Origin of the sequence: Klebsiella sp. P1954, from assembly GCF_018199955.1 — a bacterium.
In the GTDB taxonomy this organism is placed as follows: Bacteria; Pseudomonadota; Gammaproteobacteria; order Enterobacterales; family Enterobacteriaceae; genus Klebsiella; species Klebsiella pneumoniae.
Genome location: NZ_CP073373.1, coordinates 1,054,880 through 1,073,856 on the forward strand (window position 1 = coordinate 1,054,880; position 18,977 = coordinate 1,073,856).

Genomic DNA, 18,977 nt, shown 5'->3' on the forward strand with positions numbered 1-18,977 from the left:
GACAATAATCACAAGGAGACCCTACATGAGCAATTTGAGCCCTGACTTCACCCTGCCGATTAACTTTTGCGCTAATCCGCAGGATGCCTGGACCATTCCGGCCCGTTTTTATACCGACAGCCAGGCGTTTGAGCACGAGAAAGAGCGCATCTTCGCCAATAGCTGGATTTGCGTCGCCCACGGCAGCGAGGTCGCCCGGCCGAACGATTACATTACCCGGGAGATCATCGGCGAAAACATCGTTATCGTCCGCGGCCGCGACAACATTCTGCGCGCCTTCTATAACGTCTGCCCACACCGCGGCCACCAGCTACTGAGCGGCGAGGGCAAAGCCAAAAACGTGATTACCTGCCCCTATCACGCCTGGGCCTTCAAGCTGGACGGCAATCTCGCCCACGCCCGCAACTGCGAAAACGTGGCGAATTTCGATAGCGAAAAGGCAACGCTGGTGCCGGTTCGCCTGGAAGAGTATGCCGGCTTTGTGTTTATCAATATGAATCCGGAAGCGGAGAGTGTGGAAACGCAGCTACCGGGGCTGCAGGACAAAGTGCTGGAAGCCTGTCCGGACGTGCATGATCTGAAACTGGCGGCGCGCTTTACCACCCTCACCCCGGCGAACTGGAAAAATATCGTCGATAACTATCTGGAATGTTACCACTGCGGTCCGGCGCACCCGGGCTTCTCGGATTCCGTCCAGGTTGACCGCTACTGGCACACCATGCACGGCAAATGGACGCTGCAGTATGGCTTCGCCAAACCGTCCGAGCAGTCGTTTAAATTCGAAGAGGGTACCGACGCCGCGTTTCACGGTTTCTGGCTGTGGCCGTGCACCATGTTCAACGTCACGCCGATCAAGGGCATGATGACCGTTATCTATGAATTCCCGGTGGATGAAGAGACCACTCTGCAGAATTACGACATCTATTTCACCAACGAAGAGCTGACTGACGATCAGAAAGCGCTGATTGAGTGGTATCGCGACGTGTTCCGCCCGGAAGATTTACGCCTGGTGGAAAGCGTGCAGAAGGGGCTGAAGTCCCGCGGCTATCGCGGCCAGGGGCGCATTATGGCGGATAACAGCGGCAGCGGTATCTCCGAGCACGGGATCGCGCATTTCCACAATCTGGTCGCCCAGGTGTTCCAGCCGTAATCGTTGAAGGAGCTTGCTATGTCTGTGTTTCACTCAGATCTGTTTCGCCAGCAGGCGCTGATTGCCGGAAGCTGGCGCGACGCCGCCGACGGCACGACGCTTGCCGTCAGCAATCCTTCCACCGGCGCGACGCTCGGCCAGATCCCCAATATGGGGCGTGCGGAAGCGCAACAGGCAGTGGATGCCGCCGCGGCCGCGCTGCCGAACTGGCGCGCGTTCACCGCCGCCCAGCGCGCCGCGCTATTGAAAAACTGGCACCGCCTGATCCTCGAAAACAAGACCGCGCTGGCGCAGATCATGACCGCCGAGCAGGGCAAGCCGCTGGCGGAAGCGGAAGGCGAAATCGCCTATGCCGCCTCGTTTATCGAGTGGTTTGCCGAACAAGGGAAACGCGCCAACGGCGAGATAATCCCCTCCCCCGGCGCCGATAAACGCCTGATGGTGATCCGCCAGGGGGTAGGCGTCTGCGCGGCGATCACCCCGTGGAACTTCCCGGCGGCGATGATCACCCGGAAGGCCGGCCCGGCGCTGGCCGCGGGTTGTACGATGGTAATTAAGCCTGCCAATGAAACGCCGTTTACCGCGCTGGCGATGGCGGAGCTGGCGAATCAGGCCGGGATCCCGCAGGGCGTCATTAACGTCGTTACCGGCCAGTCGCGAGAAATTGGCGCGGTGTTCACCGGCGATGAGCGGGTGCGTAAGCTCTCCTTTACCGGTTCGACCGAAGTTGGCCGCGTGCTGATGCGCCAGTGCGCGGAATCCATCAAAAAGCTCTCCTTAGAGCTCGGCGGTAACGCGCCGTTTATCGTCTTTGACGACGCCGATATCGATAAAGCGGTCGAGGGCGCGCTGATCGCCAAGTTCCGCAACGCCGGACAAACCTGCGTCTGCGTCAACCGCTTCTATATTCATCGCGCCATCTACGACCAATTCTGCGATAAGTTCGTCGCTCGCGTCGCCGCCCTGAAAGTGGGCGATGGCAGCGAGTCCGATGTACAGATTGGCCCGCTGATCAACGCCGACGCCGGGCGCAAAGTGCAGTCCCTGCTCGACGACGCCCTGAGCCGCGGCGCCACGCTGTTAACCGGCGGTAAAGCGCATCCGCTGGGCGGTAATTTCTTCACCCCTACGGTGATCGGCGACGTACAGCCGGGGTCACTGCTGCTGCAGGAAGAGATTTTCGGCCCGGTGGCGGCGCTGGTGAAATTTGACGATGAGCAGCAGGTCATCGAGCAGGCGAATAACACCATCTACGGCCTCGCCTCCTATTTTTACAGCAACGATGCCGCCCGTATCTGGCGCGTCTCCGAGCAGCTGGAATACGGCATGGTCGGCATCAATACCGGACTGATTTCCAACGAAGTCGCACCGTTTGGCGGGGTAAAGCAGTCCGGTCTTGGCCGCGAAGGGTCGGAACACGGAATCGAAGATTACCTGGAGATGAAGTATCTCTGCCAGGGGTTGTAAATGTGCTCTCCCGGCGATGGCGCTAGCCACGCCGGGATTTTTTGATGGAGTTCAGCGATGTCTGATTATCAAATGTTTGAGGCGGTCGTTCGCGATGTTGAACAGATCACCCCTCTTGTGAAGCGTTTTACGCTGGTGTCGCCGACCGGCGCCCCGCTGCCGGCATTCAGCGGCGGCAGCCATATTATCGTCCAGATGCAGGATGGCGAGCAGCGCTACAGTAACGCCTATTCGCTAATGAGCTCGCCGCTGGATACCACCAGCTGGCAGATTGCGGTGCGTCTTGAGTCGCCTTCCAAAGGCGGCTCGCGTTTTATGCACCAGCGGGTGCGCCCGGGCGATACCCTGACGGTGTCCACGCCCAACAATCTGTTCGCCATCGAACCACAGGCGCGAAAACATCTGCTGATCGCCGGCGGCATCGGCATTACGCCATTCTTATCGCATATTCCGGAACTGGAACAGCGGCAGGCCGACTGGCAGCTGCATTACTGTTTTCACGACGCCGACAGTAATGCTTTCGTCGATACGCTACGCGCTGCGCCATGGCGCGATCGGGTCAATGTTCATGTATCAGCGCTCGGCAGCCGTCTCGACCTACCACGCCTGTTCGCCGACCTTGAGCCAGGAACCCACGTGTATACCTGCGGCCCAGCGGCGCTTAACGAGGCGGTGAAAGCCGCCGCCGAACGCCATCAGGTGCCCGCCAGACAGTTGCACTTTGAGCAGTTTATCCTTGAGGATAAAAGCGGAGAGGCATTTACCCTGGTGCTGGCGCGTTCCGGACGCGAATTTACCGTGCCGCAGGATATGACCATTTTGCAGGTGATCGAGAATAACAAAGCGGCAAAGGTCGAATGCCTGTGCCGAGAAGGGGTGTGCGGCACCTGCGAAACGATGATTCTGGAGGGGGAAGCCGACCACCGCGATCAGTATTACAGCGAGGAAGAGAAAGCCAGCCAGCAGAGTATGCTGATCTGCTGCTCACGCGCTAAAGGCGGCCGGTTAGTGCTGGATTTATAGCTCGCTCTCCGGCCAGCGGCGCTGGCCGGAGAGACAATTACAGTTCCAGCTCGCGGCGCAGCAGGTCGGCAATATCCTCGCTGCTCTCCGCGGATACCAGAGATTGACGGAACTCCGCGTGCATAATGCGCCGCGCCAGCCGCGAGAAGATACGCATATGCTGATCGCCCGCCGAGTGCTTATTCAGCGTCAGCATAATCACAAACTGCGCCTCTTCATCGCCCCATATCACCGGCTGCGCCAGCCGCGCGACGCTGATAGTCGACTGCTCAATATGCTCGGATTTACTGTGCGGAATGGCGAAGCTAAAGCCCAGACCGGTGGAGAACACCGCCTCGCGGGCCCACAGGTCGGCCTCCAGCTTACGCGGATAGCGACAGCGGCCGGCCAATAGTAGATTATCCGTCATCCCTTTCAGCACCTCCTCCTTACTGCGCCAGTCGCTATTCAGCGTAATGCACTCGGCGCTCACCAGCGGGACATCCTGCTGACGCATGCGGAACTGGGCCAGCAGATGCTCCACTTCCAGTGAGGTACGGCACTGCATGGCCTGATTCAGCAGTTGGCGGCAGGCGCGGCTGTCCAGCTGGGCCAGGCGCGATTTGGTTGCCGGGATCGCCGGTGCGCTCATGCTCAATTCATCTAAACCGAGGCCTACCAGCAGCGGTAGCACCGATCCTTTGGCCCCCAGTTCGCCGCACAGACCAATCCATTTCCCCTGCCGATGCACCGCCTGCACGGCATAGTCCAGCGCGCGCAGGAAGGCCGGATTCAGGCTGTTGTAGTGGCGCGTCACTTTCGCGTTATCGCGATCCACCGCCAGCAGATACTGCGTTAAGTCGTTGCTGCCGATGCTAAAGAAATCCACCTCTTCACAGCACTGATCGATGATAAACATCACCGACGGCACTTCCAGCATGATGCCGAGCGGGATCTTTTCATCAAACGGGATCTGCTCGACGCGCAGCGACTGTTTGGCCTCCGCCAGTCGCTCTTTCACCCACAGGATCTCTTCCATTGATGAAATCATGGGGATCATAATCTTCAGCGAGCCGTGTGCCGAGGCGCGTAAAATCGCCCGTAGCTGAGTGTGAAACAGCGCCTGATACTCTTCATAAATGCGCACCGCGCGGTAGCCGAGGAACGGATTGTTTTCCGCAGGGATGTTGAGATAGGCCACTGGCTTATCGCCGCCGATATCCATAGTCCGCACGATAATGCTGCGCCCGGCAGCGGGTTCCAGCGCCTGGCAGAAGATGTTGTACAGCTCATCTTCCGACGGCGCGCTCGGGCGATCCATATACAGCATTTCAGTGCGGAACAACCCTACCGACTGCGCGCCCTGGTTGAATGCCGCCACCGCTTCCACCGAATGGGCGATATTGGCGGCGATTTCCACGCGGATACCGTCTTGCGTCTGCCCGGCTTTATCCAGCCATACCTGCTGCTGTTGCCGGATTTGCGCCTGTAGCCAGGCCTCCTGCTGATAGTAGCGCGCTACCGCCGGACTCGGATCCACCACCAACAGCCCGGCGTTGCCGTCAATCTGCACCTGCGTATCCACCCACGGCAGCAGCGCGGCTAAATCCACGCCCACCAGAGTAGGGATATTGAATGAGCGTGCCAGAATCACGGTATGCGAGGTGGTGCCGCCGCTGCGCAGCAGCAGTCCTTTGAGATGCGTTTTATCCAGTTCCAGAAACTGGCTGGGGGTCAACTCGTCGGCAAGGCAAATGGCCGCTTCCCGCAGCTGGCCCGGCGCCGGGAAACGAGCTTCGCCGTAGATATGCTGTAACAGCTGGAAGCAAACGTCGCGTACATCCAGTACCCGCTCCTGCAGATAGCTGTTGCCGGAGTCGCGGAACTGGGCGCAGAAGTGGTCGCCGGTGGCGACAATCGCCTGGGCGCAACTGAGGCCGGTGAGGATGCCACCAAGCAGGTGCTGGCGCAGCGAGGCATCCGTCGCCAGCGAACGGTGAGCTTCCAGGATCGCGCTGGCGGTGCCGTCATTGTCCAGCAGCCGCAGCTCGATATCTTTCACCAGCAGGCGCAGGCCATTATCCAGCGCCGCCTGCTCCTGTTCGGGACTGACGGCGACGGGCAGTTCGCCCAGCTCGTGCAGATCGCGTGATTTGAGATGAACCAGCGTCCCTCCCGCGCTGCCGGCGCACACCGGGTGGGCATGAAACAGCGTCGGGTTCAGCCGCGAAAGCGACTCTGGCACCGGCTGGACATCCAGCGTTGGCGCAGCGGGCAGCGGCGCGTCACAGTGAGGAAACTCATCGCGCATAAAGGCCGTTATCGCGGCGAATGCCTCAGCTTCATCTTCGCCGCTGATAAGCAGCTGGCAGGCGTCGCCCTTCAGGGTATTGCTGCCGATAATCGCCAGCGCGCTTTTGGCATTTCCGCCGGTCCCGCGGCGCAAGTTCCGCCACTCAATCGCTGATGAAAAACGGTTACACAGCGTTTCGACCAGACTGGCCGGACGCGCATGCACGCCGTTGGGCAAATCACATGTAAATTCAATGACCAGAGCCATCGCCTTCCTCCAGAGCAATCCATTATTTCCTCAAAAAGTAATAAAAGACAGCCCCAGGCACTAGGTGATAAAACTGGCAATTACTGGACTATTGTACACACAATATTTTTTTATGCCCGCCATCACAATTCCACCCTGTTAGCGCTCATCTCTCCTGTCATCACTAAGATTTGAGGTGGATCGCAATTCTTTTCTCATCTTACAAATATCCAGTAAATGCACTTTTTCTCTACTGTTTTATGCGACGCCCTTTTTCTAATGTTGAGCCATCCATACTGTCACGGGCCCTACAGCGCTCAGGAGCAAGCAATGAACGAACTGGTGCAAATACTAAAAAATACCCGCCAGCATCTGATGACCGGCGTGTCACATATGATCCCCTTCGTGGTCTCCGGCGGGATCCTGCTGGCGGTGTCCGTCATGTTGTATGGCAAAGGCGCGGTACCCGATGCTGCCTCCGACCCCAACCTGAAGAAACTCTTTGATATCGGCGTCGCCGGGCTGACGCTGATGGTGCCCTTTCTCGCCGCCTACATCGGCTACTCCATTTCTGACCGCGCCGCGCTGGCCCCCTGCGCCATCGGCGCCTGGGTGGGCAACAGTTTTGGCGCCGGGTTCTTCGGCGCGCTGATCGCCGGCATGATTGGCGGCCTGGTGGTCTATTACCTGAAAAAAATCCCCGTACATAAAGTTCTACGCTCGGTGATGCCGATTTTCATCATTCCCATCGTCGGCACCTTTATCACCGCCGGGATCATGATGTGGGGGCTTGGCGAGCCGGTTGGCGCGCTGACCGCTAACCTGACCGGCTGGCTGCAGGGGATGCGCGAGGGCAGCATCGTGGTGCTGGCCATCATTATGGGTCTGATGCTGGCCTTTGATATGGGCGGCCCGGTGAACAAAGTTGCCTACGCCTTCATGCTGATTTGCGTTTCGCAGGGCGTCTACAGCGTGGTGGCTATCGCCGCCGTCGGTATCGCCGTACCGCCGCTGGGCATGGGGCTGGCGACGCTGATTGGCCGCAAATATTTCACCGCCGAAGAGCGGGAAACCGGCAAAGCCGCGCTGGTGATGGGCTGTGTCGGCGTGACCGAAGGGGCGATTCCCTTTGCCGCCGCGGATCCGCTGCGCGTCATTCCGGCCAATATGATTGGCGCCGCCAGCGGCTGCGTCACCGCCGCGCTGATGGGCGCCCAGTGTTACGCCGGCTGGGGCGGGCTTATCGTGCTGCCGGTGGTCCAGGGCAAGCTCGGGTTTGTTGCCGCGCTGCTGGTCGGCGCCTGCGTCAGCGCTGCCTGCGTCATCCTGCTGAAAGCCTTCGCCAAAAAGAAACCCACTAACGTCGCCACTGACGATGAACTGGACCTTGATTTCGAAATTAACTAACAGACTGGAAGGAACAGATTATGACCCACATTATCGCTGTCACCGCCTGCCCGTCGGGCGTGGCTCACACCTACATGGCCGCTGAATCGCTGGAAAGCGCCGCCAAAGCCAAAGGCTGGCAGGTCAAGGTTGAAACGCAGGGTTCTATCGGCATTGAAAACGAACTGACGGCGGAGGAGATTGCCGCCGCCGATATGGTCATTCTGACCAAAGATATCGGCATCAAATTCGAAGAGCGTTTTGCCGGGAAAACTATCGTGCGCGTCAATATCAGCGATGCGGTCAAGCGCGCCGACGCCATCATGAACAAGATAGACAGCCACCTTTCCCAGAGCGCCTGAAGCCTTAAAAGGGCGCCTTCGCGCCCTTCGCCACAACATGGAGTTTATCATGACGAATCGTACCCAACGCCTGAAAGCCAGCCTGTTCGCCCAGCCGCGCGAAATCTCCCTTGAGCGCGCATTACTCTACACTGCCAGCCATCGGCAGACGGAGGGCGAGCCGGTGATTATCCGCCGGGCGAAAGCCACCGCGTGGATCCTCGATAAGGTGATGATTTCGATTCGTGAGGATGAACTGATCGCCGGCAACCGCACCGTCAAACCGCGGGCAGGGATTATGTCGCCCGAGATGGACCCCTACTGGCTGCTCAACGAGCTCGACGCCTTCCCGACCCGCCCACAGGACCGCTTCGCGATAAGCGAAGAAGATAAGCAAATCTACCGCGAAACGCTGTACCCCTACTGGGAAAAGCGTTCAATGAAAGATTTCATCAACGGCCAGATGACCGAAGAGGTCAAGGCCGCCGTCAACACCCAGATATTTAGCGTGAACCAGACCGATAAAGGCCAGGGCCATATCATCATCGACTATCCACGGCTGCTGAATCATGGCCTTGGCGCCCTGGTCTCCGAGCTCAAAACGCACTGCGCCCGGCAACCGGAGAACCCCTTTTATCAGGCGGTACTGATCCTGCTGGAAGCTTCCCAGCGCCATATTCTGCGCTACGCCGCGCTGGCCGAGGAGATGGCAGGGCACTGTCAGGACCCGCAGCGTCAGCAGGAGCTGTTAACCATCGCCGCTATTTCGCGCCACAACGCGCAGCATCAGCCAACGGACTTCCCCCAGGCCTGCCAGCTGTTCTGGTATATGAATATCATTCTGCAATACGAATCCAACGCCAGCTCGATTTCACTCGGACGCTTTGACCAGTACATGCTGCCGTTTTATCAGGCATCGCTGAATCAGGGTCAGGATCCCGCATATCTCAAGGAGTTGCTGGAGTCGCTGTGGGTGAAATGCAACGATATCGTCCTGCTACGCTCCTCCAGCAGCGCGCGCTATTTCGCGGGTTTTCCCACCGGCTATACCGCCCTGCTCGGCGGGCTGACGGACACCGGGCGCAGCGCGGTCAACGTGCTGTCATTTTTGTGCCTCGACGCCTATCAAAACGTTCAGCTGCCGCAGCCGAATCTGGGCGTGCGGGTCAACGAGCTGATTGATCGCCCGTTCCTGCGCAAAACTGCCGAAACCATCCGCCTGGGCACCGGCATCCCGCAGATTTTCAACGATGAGGTGGTCGTGCCGGCCTTCCTTAACCGCGGCGTGTCGCTGGAAGATGCCAGAGATTACGCGGTGGTCGGCTGCGTGGAGCTCTCTATTCCAGGGCGCACCTACGGCCTGCATGATATCGCCATGTTTAATCTGCTGAAGGTGATGGAAATTGTGCTTCAGGAAAATGAACATCAGCCTGACGTCAGCTGGGACGGCCTTATCTGCCAGATCCGCGACAAAATCCGCCATTACATCAAGCTGATGGTCGAGGGCAGCAACATTTGCGATATCGGCCACCGCGACTGGGCGCCGGTCCCGCTGCTCTCCTCGTTCATTGAAGATTGCGTGCAGCACGGCAAAGATATCACCGCCGGCGGCGCGCGCTATAACTTCTCCGGCGTTCAGGGTATCGGAATCGCTAACCTGAGCGATTCGCTGTACGCCCTGAAGGGTATGGTCTTCGACCAGCAGCGTCTCAGCTTTGACCAACTGATGGCCGTGCTGAAAGCCAATTTCCAGACGCCGGAAGGGAAAAAGATCCGCGCCCGGCTGATTAACCGTTTTGACAAGTACGGCAACGATATCGACGATGTCGACAATATTAGCGCCGATCTGCTGCGTTTTTACTGCAAAGAAGTCGAGCAGTATCTGAACCCGCGCGGCGGTCATTTTACCCCTGGCTCCTACACCGTCTCCGCGCACGTGCCGCTGGGTTCGGTGGTGGGCGCCACCCCGGACGGGCGGCTGGCCGGAGAACAGCTGGCGGACGGCGGCCTGTCGCCGATGGTTGGTCAGGATTCCCAGGGGCCGACGGCAGTGCTGAAATCGGTCAGCAAGCTGGATAACTATCTGCTGTCGAACGGTACGCTGCTGAACGTCAAATTCACTCCGGCAACGCTGGCCGGCGACGGCGGCCTGAACAAACTGGCCGATTTTTTACAGGCCTTCTGCAAGCTCAAGCTGCAGCATATTCAGTTCAACGTGGTCAATGCCGACACCCTGCGTGAAGCGCAGCAGCGGCCGCAGGACTTTGCCGGTCTGGTGGTAAGGGTCGCGGGCTACAGCGCCTTCTTTGTTGAGCTGTCGAAGGAGATTCAGGATGACATTATCCGCCGCACCGCGCATCAGCTGTGAGGTCATCGACACGCGCGCCGACCGGGCGCGTATTTTTAACCTCCAGCGCTACTCGCTCAATGACGGACAAGGGATCCGCACGGTGGTCTTTTTTAAAGGCTGCCCTCATACCTGTCCGTGGTGCGCCAATCCCGAATCAATTTCACCCAGGATTCAGACCCTGCGCCGGGAGAGCAAATGCCTGCGCTGCACCCGTTGCCAGCAGGACGTTGCCGAATGTCCATCCGGAGCGTGGGAACAGATTGGCCGCGATGTGACGCTGGATAACCTGTTGCAGGAGGTGCTGAAGGATGAGGTCTTCTTTCGCGCCTCCGGCGGCGGAGTCACCCTCTCCGGGGGCGAAGTGCTCATGCAGGCCGGGTTTGCCGCCCGCTTTCTCCAGCGCCTGCGCCAGTGGGGGATCCGCACCGCCATCGAAACCGCGGGCGACAGCGCTTTTGACCGCTTTCTGCCGGTGGCCGAAGCCTGTAATGAAGTGCTGTTTGATTTTAAAATCATGGAACCTGAGCGGGCGCGGTCGCTGCTGCGAATGAATCAGCCACGGGTGCTGGACAATTTTCGCCAGCTGGCGGCGAGAAAAATCAACCTGATCCCGCGGGTGCCGCTGATCCCCGGCTACACCCTGAATACCGATAATTTTCGCCAGATTCTGGCGTTCCTCGCCCCTTTCGCGCTAAAAGAAATGCACCTGTTGCCGTTTCATCAATATGGCGAGCCCAAATACCGTCTGCTGGGCAAACCCTGGACGCTGGCCAGCGTGAAAGCGCCTGACGAAGCGGAAATTCAACCATATCGGGTGATGGCCGAAGCGGCCGGTTTCCACGTCACTATCGGCGGTTAACGCCAGGAGGATGTTATGGACTTCAATATTGTCGCCGTCACCGCCTGCGTCAGCGGCGTGGCGCATACCTACATGGCCGCCGAACGACTGGAAAAGGTCGGTCATCATGAAAAATGGCACCTGAAGGTGGAAACCCAGGGGGCGCTCGGCGTAGAAAATCGGATCACCGCGGAAGATATCGCCCGCGCCGAAGTGGTGCTGCTGGTGACGGATATCGAAATCGACGACCCTCATCGCTTTCGCGGCCTGCGGACGATTAAAACCAGTATCAAGAGCTTCCTGCTGCAGCCGCAGCAGATCGTCGAGGCCGTGAAAAGCATCATGAAAAAGCCGGTCGTCTATGTAGAACTTCCCTGACCGGCAACAGGCCTTATTCTACATCCAGCAGCCACTTTTGCGCCGGCGTCAGGCGACTTGCCGTCTCCGGCGTGAGCCAGCGCCGCTGGTCCTGCTGCGGCGTATCCGCACGATCGATATATAACCCATGCAGTACGCGTCGTCTGCTGCCTTCACGATTACGGGTGCCGCCGTGCCAGGCGTGGGCGTTGTAGATCATCACGCTGCCGGCCGGCGCGGCAAACACAATCTCATCGGGATGGGCCTGTTCCGGGTCGGCCAGCACCTCCTCCGGTAACTCGGGGCGGAGGTGGGTACCAGGAATGATCCGCGGTGCACCGTTGGCGGCGCTCAAATCGTCTATCGCCCAGATGGTATTCACCAGGTGGACTTTGGGAAAATCCGGGCGCGGCTTTTTCCAGTCGGCGTGCAGCGGCTGGTGGCCGCCGTTATACAGCGCCTCGCGGGCGTTCAGGCTGGAGACTTTAAAATCCCCGTTGAAGATATAGCGACAAGCGGAGAGGATCAGCGGGTGTGACCAGACTTTCTCCCAGATAACCCCCTTATTAATCAGGTTAGCGATCCGCGTCGCCGTCGCCTCCTGATGGTGCTCCATCGCCAGATTATCGCCTTCGCGTTCAACCAGGGTGTCAATGAGCAGGCGCATTTCGCTCAGCCACTGGGCGTCAACGACGTTATGCACGACGGTGTAGCCGAGGGTGTCGAGCTCGTGTTTCATTTGCGCGCTGAGCGCCTGGCTGGCGCCTAACGCATCGAGAAAGTTAGCCGATGATGAGTTCATTTTGCGTTCCTTTTTAACGTTCTGATAACACAAAAAAACTCTACTGGTCCCTCCGCGGCATGACACGAGGCGAGCGCTACAAAAAACTGGACATACGTACGCGAGCCCACAAAGTGTGATGGACATCAACAATCTCTTTTCCGGCGATGCATGCGCTGCAGCTGGCCGGCAATCCGCTGCGCAAAATGGCTAAACTAACGCTGCCGGGAAGGAAAAAATAGATTACCATCAACAGGATAATGCGCATGCTGAGGGCAAAGAATGATTGAAGATCTGCCGGATATACTGCATCGGTTAATCGGTCAAAAAGATCACCTACAGGTGAGATTTCCTGAGCCGGATATCTCCGTGCCTGCCCTCGCCTTCAACGTGCCGTTTCCGCGTCTGGAAATTGTGCTGGAGGGCCAACTGAATGAACAGGGACTGCCGCTGGCCGCCTCGACGTTAACCACGCTGCAGGTACTGTACGTGCAGGCGGGGAAGTGGACGCTGCCGCAGTGGACCGGCCCGGCCACTACCCTGAGCATTCTGTTTGGTCGGCAGAAACTGGGATTCAGTATTCAGCGCTGGGACGGAAAAAGCCTGCACACGGAAAAACAGAGCGTTTCCCGGCTTGGGCCGCGCGTGGGTTCCTACCTGTTGCTGAGCCTGAATGAAGTCAGCCTGCAGCCCGATCCGCTGACCGCGCGACTGGTGGTTGCCGCGCTGCTGAGTCATTGTCGTGAACAGCTGGTCGGGCTGGAGATGCGCGTCAGCCGCAGCCGGGATCTGTTTCTCGCCGTCCAGGACTACCTCGAGGAAAATCTCAGTCTACCGCTGACGCGGGAATCGGTAGCCAAACGTTTTCACATCACGCCCAACTATCTTTCGCATATTTTTCAGAAATCAGGCTCGGTGGGATTTAATGAATATCTGACCCGTGTCCGTCTGGAAAAGGCGAAGCAGCTATTGCGCGGCTATGACCTGAAGGTGAAAGAGATTGCGCATAATTGCGGCTTTGTCGACAGCAACTATTTTTGTCGGGTTTTTAAACGCTACACAGAACGCTCGCCATCGGAGTATCGGCGACACTGCCGTAGCGCGCAGCAGGCCTAACCTGCCGCACCGGCAGATGGCGCCCACTCCACGCGGCCGCGGCCGTTATGCTTGGCCTTGTACAGCGCCTCGTCGACTTTACGGATAAACGTCTCCTGCGCTTCGCCTGGCCGCCAGGTTCCGACGCCAATGCTGATCGACAGCGGCGTCTGATGATTGATCAGGATGGTGCGGGCGTTAGCAAGGATCGCCTGCGCCAGAGCGTGCAGCTCGGGCTCCGACAGGCCATCGACGATAATGGCAAACTCTTCCCCACCGATCCGCGCCGGCTGGACCTGCTCGCTGGTTAGTTTCGCCAGCTGTTTCCCCAGTGAAAATAACACTTCATCCCCCACCAGGTGGCCCCAGCTATCATTGATTTTCTTAAAAAAATCGATATCCAGAATCATGAGTCCCAGCGCATGCCCGGACTTCTCGCGAATGGTATCAATGAAAAAACGCCGGTTGGGTAACTGGGTCAGTTCATCCTTCAGGGATTGCGAGCGCGCATCGACGTACAGCAAATTGATTCGCTCAATAATTTTGTAGACCCCCACCACGGTCAGCAGCATCCCGGAGAGGCGCAGCAGATCTTCGCAGTAATAGCCCATCCAGCGCGGCTGAACCACGATCTCATCCATCACGTCAAAGGTGCCGCCGGCAATCCACAACAGCAGCCCATAGCGTACCCAGTTGACGGCAATGTGGCTCATCCGCACCTTCGCCGAGCTCCACAGCATAAACACCAGAAACAACAACGCCAGCAGATCGATATAGAGGCCGGGGTTATTCAGGATCTCGTGTCGTGTACCGACCGGAGGCGACACCAGGGCGCAGCCGGCAGCAACAGCAATGATAATCAGCAGCGCAGGCAGGAGCGTCACCCGGGCCACAGCGGCCGGGCCGGGGCGATTCGCAGGAGTATGGAGTTCAGGCATAGCGGTGTCTCATGGTAACAACAGGGCCGATCGCGAGACAGGATAACAGTTAAGCGTAGAGGGACGAATGAAAAAGCGACGGTTCGGTAAAATGGCGGGAACTGGACTGACCCCGCGGAATTGTTCCAACGTACTACCACTCCATGGCGACGAGGTCAGTGGCGCGGATACTATCGGCTTCATCCTCCGCCTGATTAGCTTTCTGTGCGGCACCGGCGATAGCCGGCGCCGCCTGCTCAGGGTTTAGCCGCTAAACACTCGCGCCTTGCCGCTGACCGTCAGTCTCACCATCGCGCCGGGCTGCCACGCCGGCTGGCTCACGGTTCGCAGGACAATCGGCCGCTCGTGCCCAGCCATCGACAGCGTCAACGTGGAAAGCTGGCCTGAGAAATCGACATCGCGGATAATGGCGGTACTTTCCTGCGGCCCGCTCACACTGACGCTCAGCTGTTCCGGACGCAGCATCACCCTACCTTCGCCAGCAGGATGCAGTGCGTCCGTCGCCAGGTCCCCCAGCGCGCAGCTTGCCCGGCCGGGGCTCAGGCATGCGGGGAGGATCAGGGCATCGCCAAGAAATAACGCCGTCTCTTCATCCACCGGCTGCGAGTAAACCGTCAGCGGGGTTCCAACCTGGGCGAAGCGCCCCTGACGCATTACCGCCACCTGCGTAGCGAACGACAGCGCCTCGTTCTGGTCATGAGTCACCAGAATCGAGGCGATCCCCGTCTCGGCCAGCAGGTCCGCCGTCGCTTTGCGTGTGCTGGCGCGCAGCCCGGTATCCAGTGCAGAAAACGGCTCATCCAGCAGCATCAGCGCCGGCTGCTGAGCCAGCGCGCGGGCCAGGGCAACACGCTGCTGCTGGCCACCGGAAATTTCGTGTGGCCAGTGACTCGCCAGACCAGCGTCGAGGGCGACCATCTCCATTAGCGCCCCCACGCGGCGACGCTTCTCCTCACGGCTGGCGTCGAGCCCCCAGGCGATATTGTCCGCAACATTAAGATGAGGAAACAGCGCCCCTTCCTGCGGAACATAGCCGATCCGTCGCTGGTGGGCGGGGACAAACACACCGTCGGCAAACAGAGACTTACCGTGCATGACGATCCGCCCGCGATCGGGCGTTTCAAAACCGGCGAGAATGCGCAGCAGCGTGGTTTTTCCCGAGCCGGACGGACCAACAATGGCCGTCCGGCTCCCCGGCGCTACGGTCAGATTGAGATTATCGAGGACCAGCGCATCAGCGAAGGATTTCGAAATAGAAGACAATTCCAGCATGTTACAACCCTGCCATTTTTTTCGACTGCATATAAAGAACCGCGGTCAGCGGCAGCGAAATGACGATCATCAATAGCGCGTACGGTGCCGCCGCTACGTAGTCGATCTCACTGGTTAACGCCCAGAAACCGGTCGACAAGGTGCGGGTGCCTAACGGCGAAAGCAGTAGTGTGGCGGTGAGCTCATTGCTGACGCCAAGGAACACCAGCGCGGCACCTGCAGCCGCGCCCGGCGCGGCAAGCCGCATAGTGATACTCCACAGGGCGCGGGCCGGACTGCGTCCGAGACTACGGGCAACGTTTTCCAGCTCCACCGGCGCTTGCGCGATACCGGCGCGCAGGTTAATCAGCGCTCGCGGCATAAACATCAACAGATAGGCCAGAAACAGCGTCACTTCGGTCTGGTACACCGGACGGGCGTAGTGGATGGTGACCGTCACCAGCGCCAGCGCGGTGACGATGCCGGGCAGCGAGCTGGTGATGTAATTACACCCCTCCAGCAGGCGAAACAGTGGACGCGGGTAGCGCACGCCGAGCCAGGCGATGGGGATCGCGCAGACCGTTGTCAGCAGCGCCCCGCCCGCCCCCAGGAGCAGGGTCTGGCGCAGAGAATGCCAAAGATCGGCATGCAGCCAGTTGTCGATGCCGCCCAGCCATAGCCAACGGCACAGGACCAGTAAGGGAACCCCCATCGCCAGCATCACCAGCAGCAGAAGCAGTAGCTGCGCGCCAAAAGCGGCCCCTTTACCCAGCACAAGCCGCTTCTGCTCGCGGGCCGCCCCGGCGCCGATACGCGCGTAACGCGCTTTACCGCGTGAGGCGCTCTCCAGCAGCAGGATCGCCAGGCAGCACAAGGCCAGCACGCCTGCCAGCATATTGGCGGCCGGACCGCTGAAGGTCGACTGGAACTGATCGTAAATAGCGGTCGTGAAGGTATCGAAGCGGATCATCACATACAGGCCATATTCCGCCAGCAGATGCAGGGCCACCAGCAGCGCACCGCCGCAGATTGCCAGACGCAGCTGCGGGAGCACCACCCGGAAGAACACTTTCCACGGCGGCGTGCCCAGCGACGCGGCGACATCTTCAAGGGTGGGATCGAGGCGGCGCAGCACGGCCGCCACCGGCATATAAATAAACGGATAGTAGGCGAGCACCGAGAGAAACACCCCGGCGGAGAGGCCATGCAGCGAAGGCACGGCACTGACCCAGGCGTAGCTCTGGACAAAGGCCGGGATCGCCAGCGGGGCAACCGCCAGCGCCGACCACAGCTGCCGACCGGCAAGGGCAGTACGTTCCGTCAGCCAGGCCAGCGTCACGCCGAGCACAATACTGATGGGGACCGCCACCACCGTCAGCCACAGGGTATTGCTGAGCAGCTCCCCTACCCGCGGACGAAAGACCAGCGCTTTAATGGTCGGCCAGCCGGTGTCGAACCCAACCGCCACCACAAACCCTAACGGCAACAGCGCCAGCAATGAAAACAGCAGCGCTAACGCCACCATCGGAAATGCAGGACGCCTGCGCTCGGGCAGGCGTCCTGTTTTCTTTCCGAGCGACAAACTCAGAACAGACATAGCAACATCACTTCCTCAGGATCAGAGCAGGCCAGCCTGCGTCATCAGCTCAATGACCTTTTTACTGTTCAGCGAGGAAGGTTCTACCTTCGGTGCATCCAGATCTTTCAGCGGGGTCAGTTTCGGGTTAGAGGCCGCATCTACCCCCACGGCATATTCGAAGGCGTTATTGGTGCGCAGTGCATCCTGCCCCTGCTTGCCGGTGATCCATTTAATAAAGGCCTGCGCCTGCGCTTTATGTTTGCTGGAAGCCAGCACACCGCCACCGGAAATGCTGACGAAGGCGCCCGGATCCTGGTGTTTGAAGTAATACAGTTGGGTGTTTTTGCTGTTTTCGCCGGTTTTTGACTGATCGACGAAGCGGTAATAGTGGTAGATCACCCCGCCGTCGATCTGCCCGGCGTTGACCGCTTTCATCACCGTGCTATTGCCTTTGTAAGCGACAAAGTTGGTTTTCATCGCCTTCAGCCAGTCGAGAGTCGCCTGCTCACCCTTCAGCGCCAGCATCGCGCTGACGATAGCCTGGAAATCAGCCCCCGATGGCGAAGCCGCCCAGCGCCCTTTCCACTCCGGTTTTGCCAGATCCATCAGGGAATGCGGCAGCTGCGCCTCGCTGATTTTCGCCGGGTTGTAGACAAAAACGGTGCTGCGCGCGGCAATGCCGATCCAGCGCCCATGCTGCGGACGGTACTGCGCCGGAACCTGCTGCAGGGTGGCGGCATCCAGCGGGGCGAAAAGTTTGGCATTATCGACCAGCACCATCGACGGCGAGTTCTCGGTCAGAAACACATCGGCCGGCGACGCGGAGCCTTCCTGAACCAGCTGATTACCCAGTTCACTGTCATCGCCATTGCGCAGCGTGACCTTAATACCGGTCTCTTTGGTGAATCCATCCACCCACGACTTCACCAGATTTTCGTGCTGGGCGTTGTAAACCACAATCCCGTTCTGAGCGTCAGCCGCCATCCCCTGCGGCGCCAGAAACAGAGAAGCGGCAACCAGCGCTGCCGTACGGAGGGGCGATAAGCGAAATTTCATGAACGCATCCTTAATGAAATAGGGCAATAAACGGTAAATAGCCTGAGCGGGTAATGACTCCAACTTATTGATAGTGTTTTATGTTCAGATAATGCCCGATGACTTTGTCATGCAGCTCCACCGATTTTGAGAACGACAGCGACTTCCGTCCCAGCCGTGCCAGGTGCTGCCTCAGATTCAGGTTATGCCGCTCAATTCGCTGCGTATATCGCTTGCTGATTACGTGCAGCTTTCCCTTCAGGCGGGATTCATACAGCGGCCAGCCATCCGTCATCCATATCACCACGTCAAAGGGTGACAGCAGGCTCATAAGACGCCCCAGCGTCGCCATAGTGCGTTCACCGAATACGTGCGCAACAACCGTCTTCCGGAGCCTGTCATACGCGTAAAACAGCCAGCGCTGGCGCGATTTAGCCCCGACGTATCCCCACTGTTCGTCCATTTCCGCGCAGACGATGACGTCACTGCCCGGCTGTATGCGCGAGGTTACCGACTGCGGCCTGAGTTTTTTAAATGGCGGAAAATCGTGTTGAGGCCAACGCCCATAATGCGGGCGGTTGCCCGGCATCCAACGCCATTCATGGCCATATCAATGATTTTCTGGTGCGTACCGGGTTGAGAAGCGGTGTAAGTGAACTGCAGTTGCCATGTTTTACGGCAGTGAGAGCAGAGATAGCGCTGATGTCCGGCGGTGCTTTTGCCGTTACGCACCACCCCGTCAGTAGCTGAACAGGAGGGACAGCTGATAGAAACAGAAGCCACTGGAGCACCTCAAAAACACCATCATACACTAAATCAGTAAGTTGGCAGCATCACCGCCTGAGCGGAGAGGATTAAATCACAGCAA

Annotated in this window: 16 protein-coding genes; 9 read left to right on the top strand and 7 right to left on the bottom strand. The window is 58.9% G+C overall.

Going from position 1 to position 18,977, the window contains the following annotated elements:
* The first annotated feature begins 25 nt into the window (after positions 1-25).
* The 3 genes from yeaW to KB890_RS05325 are packed head-to-tail and all read left to right on the top strand — an operon-like array spanning position 26 to position 3,640.
* Positions 26-1,150 (top strand): carnitine monooxygenase, oxygenase subunit YeaW, encoded by a 1,125-nt coding sequence (gene yeaW, locus KB890_RS05315; protein WP_002898571.1) that lies wholly within the window; start codon positions 26-28, stop codon positions 1,148-1,150.
* Between the two features lie 18 nt (positions 1,151-1,168).
* Positions 1,169-2,617, top strand: coding sequence for an NAD-dependent succinate-semialdehyde dehydrogenase (locus KB890_RS05320; RefSeq protein ID WP_004150833.1), 1,449 nt, complete (start codon positions 1,169-1,171; stop codon positions 2,615-2,617).
* A gap of 57 nt (positions 2,618-2,674) precedes the next feature.
* Positions 2,675-3,640 carry a PDR/VanB family oxidoreductase gene (locus KB890_RS05325; protein ID WP_004183612.1) on the top strand — a complete coding sequence of 322 codons (966 nt, stop codon included), beginning with the start codon at positions 2,675-2,677 and terminating at the stop codon, positions 3,638-3,640.
* 37 nt (positions 3,641-3,677) lie between these two features.
* On the opposite strand, the gene ptsP is transcribed toward KB890_RS05325, so the two are convergent.
* Complete coding sequence (ptsP, locus tag KB890_RS05330; protein ID WP_004179266.1) at positions 3,678-6,179, bottom strand: phosphoenolpyruvate--protein phosphotransferase; 2,502 nt, start codon at positions 6,177-6,179, stop codon at positions 3,678-3,680.
* 309 nt (positions 6,180-6,488) lie between these two features.
* On the opposite strand from ptsP, the gene KB890_RS05335 reads away from it, so the two are divergent.
* Genes KB890_RS05335 through KB890_RS05355 form a run of 5 tightly spaced genes read left to right on the top strand, consistent with a single transcriptional unit; the run spans position 6,489 to position 11,451 of the window.
* Entirely contained in the window at positions 6,489-7,565 is a 1,077-nt protein-coding gene (locus KB890_RS05335; RefSeq protein WP_004183610.1) for a PTS fructose transporter subunit EIIC, read from the top strand.
* A gap of 20 nt (positions 7,566-7,585) precedes the next feature.
* Entirely contained in the window at positions 7,586-7,906 is a 321-nt protein-coding gene (locus KB890_RS05340; protein ID WP_004179264.1) for a PTS fructose-like transporter subunit IIB, read from the top strand.
* 49 nt (positions 7,907-7,955) lie between these two features.
* The gene (locus tag KB890_RS05345) at positions 7,956-10,253 is read left to right on the top strand and encodes a formate C-acetyltransferase (protein ID WP_004183609.1); all 2,298 of its coding nucleotides are present in this window, start codon (positions 7,956-7,958) and stop codon (positions 10,251-10,253) included.
* Positions 10,219-11,094, top strand: a complete 876-nt coding sequence (locus tag KB890_RS05350; RefSeq protein ID WP_004179261.1) for a [formate-C-acetyltransferase]-activating enzyme — start codon at positions 10,219-10,221, stop codon at positions 11,092-11,094. The genes KB890_RS05345 and KB890_RS05350 overlap by 35 nt, the downstream gene beginning before the upstream one ends.
* 15 nt (positions 11,095-11,109) lie before the next feature.
* Positions 11,110-11,451, top strand: coding sequence for a PTS fructose-like transporter subunit IIB (locus KB890_RS05355; RefSeq protein ID WP_004179260.1), 342 nt, complete (start codon positions 11,110-11,112; stop codon positions 11,449-11,451).
* A 13-nt stretch (positions 11,452-11,464) separates the two neighbouring features.
* On the opposite strand, the gene KB890_RS05360 is transcribed toward KB890_RS05355, so the two are convergent.
* Positions 11,465-12,232: a phytanoyl-CoA dioxygenase family protein gene (locus KB890_RS05360; protein WP_004179258.1), complete on the bottom strand. Its 768-nt coding sequence runs from the start codon at positions 12,230-12,232 to the stop codon at positions 11,465-11,467.
* A gap of 261 nt (positions 12,233-12,493) precedes the next feature.
* On the opposite strand from KB890_RS05360, the gene KB890_RS05365 reads away from it, so the two are divergent.
* Positions 12,494-13,327 carry a helix-turn-helix transcriptional regulator gene (locus tag KB890_RS05365; protein ID WP_004183598.1) on the top strand — a complete coding sequence of 278 codons (834 nt, stop codon included), beginning with the start codon at positions 12,494-12,496 and terminating at the stop codon, positions 13,325-13,327.
* Here KB890_RS05365 and KB890_RS05370 read toward each other — a convergent pair.
* From KB890_RS05370 to KB890_RS05390, 5 genes are all read right to left on the bottom strand, one after another.
* Complete coding sequence (locus tag KB890_RS05370; protein WP_020806235.1) at positions 13,324-14,244, bottom strand: GGDEF domain-containing protein; 921 nt, start codon at positions 14,242-14,244, stop codon at positions 13,324-13,326. The two genes, KB890_RS05365 and KB890_RS05370, sit on opposite strands and share 4 nt — an antisense overlap.
* A gap of 243 nt (positions 14,245-14,487) precedes the next feature.
* Complete coding sequence (locus KB890_RS05375) at positions 14,488-15,516, bottom strand: ABC transporter ATP-binding protein (RefSeq protein ID WP_020324400.1); 1,029 nt, start codon at positions 15,514-15,516, stop codon at positions 14,488-14,490.
* A gap of 1 nt (position 15,517) precedes the next feature.
* Entirely contained in the window at positions 15,518-17,092 is a 1,575-nt protein-coding gene (locus KB890_RS05380; protein WP_022631252.1) for an ABC transporter permease, read from the bottom strand.
* A gap of 21 nt (positions 17,093-17,113) precedes the next feature.
* Positions 17,114-18,130: an iron ABC transporter substrate-binding protein gene (locus KB890_RS05385; protein WP_004179245.1), complete on the bottom strand. Its 1,017-nt coding sequence runs from the start codon at positions 18,128-18,130 to the stop codon at positions 17,114-17,116.
* 64 nt (positions 18,131-18,194) lie between these two features.
* Positions 18,195-18,892, bottom strand: a protein-coding gene (locus KB890_RS05390; RefSeq protein WP_095033700.1) for an IS1-like element IS1B family transposase whose coding sequence is annotated in 2 segments (ribosomal slippage) — positions 18,195-18,643 and positions 18,643-18,892 — 699 coding nt in all. Because the reading frame shifts where the segments join, the coding sequence is not laid out codon by codon here.
* Between the last annotated feature and the right edge of the window lie 85 nt (positions 18,893-18,977).

Coding starts and splice junctions, on each gene's coding strand:
- KB890_RS05375 (WP_020324400.1), bottom strand. CDS start 15,516: ATGCTGGAATTGTCTTCTATTTCGAAATCCTTCGCTGATGCGCTGGTC.
- ptsP (WP_004179266.1), bottom strand. CDS start 6,179: ATGGCTCTGGTCATTGAATTTACATGTGATTTGCCCAACGGCGTGCAT.
- KB890_RS05335 (WP_004183610.1), top strand. CDS start 6,489: ATGAACGAACTGGTGCAAATACTAAAAAATACCCGCCAGCATCTGATG.
- KB890_RS05325 (WP_004183612.1), top strand. CDS start 2,675: ATGTCTGATTATCAAATGTTTGAGGCGGTCGTTCGCGATGTTGAACAG.
- yeaW (WP_002898571.1), top strand. CDS start 26: ATGAGCAATTTGAGCCCTGACTTCACCCTGCCGATTAACTTTTGCGCT.
- KB890_RS05350 (WP_004179261.1), top strand. CDS start 10,219: ATGACATTATCCGCCGCACCGCGCATCAGCTGTGAGGTCATCGACACG.
- KB890_RS05370 (WP_020806235.1), bottom strand. CDS start 14,244: ATGCCTGAACTCCATACTCCTGCGAATCGCCCCGGCCCGGCCGCTGTG.
- KB890_RS05365 (WP_004183598.1), top strand. CDS start 12,494: ATGATTGAAGATCTGCCGGATATACTGCATCGGTTAATCGGTCAAAAA.
- KB890_RS05320 (WP_004150833.1), top strand. CDS start 1,169: ATGTCTGTGTTTCACTCAGATCTGTTTCGCCAGCAGGCGCTGATTGCC.
- KB890_RS05360 (WP_004179258.1), bottom strand. CDS start 12,232: ATGAACTCATCATCGGCTAACTTTCTCGATGCGTTAGGCGCCAGCCAG.
- KB890_RS05385 (WP_004179245.1), bottom strand. CDS start 18,130: ATGAAATTTCGCTTATCGCCCCTCCGTACGGCAGCGCTGGTTGCCGCT.
- KB890_RS05345 (WP_004183609.1), top strand. CDS start 7,956: ATGACGAATCGTACCCAACGCCTGAAAGCCAGCCTGTTCGCCCAGCCG.
- KB890_RS05355 (WP_004179260.1), top strand. CDS start 11,110: ATGGACTTCAATATTGTCGCCGTCACCGCCTGCGTCAGCGGCGTGGCG.
- KB890_RS05380 (WP_022631252.1), bottom strand. CDS start 17,092: ATGTCTGTTCTGAGTTTGTCGCTCGGAAAGAAAACAGGACGCCTGCCC.
- KB890_RS05340 (WP_004179264.1), top strand. CDS start 7,586: ATGACCCACATTATCGCTGTCACCGCCTGCCCGTCGGGCGTGGCTCAC.